Raw genomic sequence first — 857 nt, 5'->3', positions numbered from 1 at the left:
CGGGACATATCCATCAACGAGGGCGGCCACCTTGCCCCCGGCGGCTATATCGTCCAGACGGGCGATATTAAGGAAGTCTACCACGGGATAGAGGACATTCCCAAGGAGCACAAGGTTTTTGCCCTCCCCCGGCTCTCCATTCGGGAGCAGATGGCCGCCTACAAGGAAGTGATTGACCGTTCCTCTCTGGAGGCTGAACGCAAGCACCCGGAAACAAACCGGGAGGAGCGGTGACTTCGAGACAAAATGTCCCAAAGGCCGGAGGGCCTATCCCCCATGAAAGGAGGCGGTTTTGATTGATTGACGAGGATGTTTCCCGGCGCACTATCGCGTTATCCATACGGACGGGAAAGCTGACGGCCCGGGTGCTGGCCTATGCGCTCCGGGCGGCTGGCCGGAAGATACAAAAGGAACGCCGGGCCCACCAGACGCCCCACGGCAGGCAGTCCGTAAAAAAGCTCATGGCCCACGGCGCGGCCACAAACAGCATCGAGCTCACCGGGGCCCCAAAAGAATTTGACCGGGTGGCCCGGAAGTGGAATGTTGACTATGCCTTTTACAAGACCGGGCCGGACAAGTATCTGCTGTTCTTCAAGAGCGGGCAGGCGGACGCAATCACCGCTTGTTTCTCGGAATACTCCCGCCGGGTGCTGGATAAGGCAAAGACAGACCGCGTACCTATCCGGGAACAGCTCAGACGGGCCGCCGCCGAGATACTGCGCCAGCCCGCGCCCCAAAGGAAAGACCGCGTAAAGGAGGCCGCCCATGAGGACAGATAAGCTGAAAAAGTACCTTTTGCCCAACCTCCCCTATCTGTTCATCGGCTGGGCCTGCCTAAAGGTGGGGACGGCCTACCG

1 protein-coding gene and 1 pseudogene are annotated in these 857 nt (G+C 59.7%); both read left to right on the top strand.

The genetic code is table 11. The annotated features are described in order from the left end of the window. Positions 1 to 234: pseudogene (locus D1646_RS20645) on the top strand (antirestriction protein ArdA); the annotation flags it as partial. A gap of 65 nt (positions 235 to 299) precedes the next feature. Then, positions 300 to 779: a PcfB family protein gene (locus D1646_RS20640; protein ID WP_347565264.1), complete on the top strand. Its 480-nt coding sequence runs from the start codon at positions 300 to 302 to the stop codon at positions 777 to 779. The last annotated feature ends 78 nt before the right edge of the window (positions 780 to 857 follow it).

Origin of the sequence: Pseudoflavonifractor sp. 60, assembly GCF_009911645.1 — a bacterium.
Lineage (GTDB): Bacteria > Bacillota > Clostridia > Oscillospirales > Oscillospiraceae > Lawsonibacter.
Note: the sequence above shows the minus strand (reverse complement) of the source record. Positions and strands in the feature narration are given on the sequence as shown.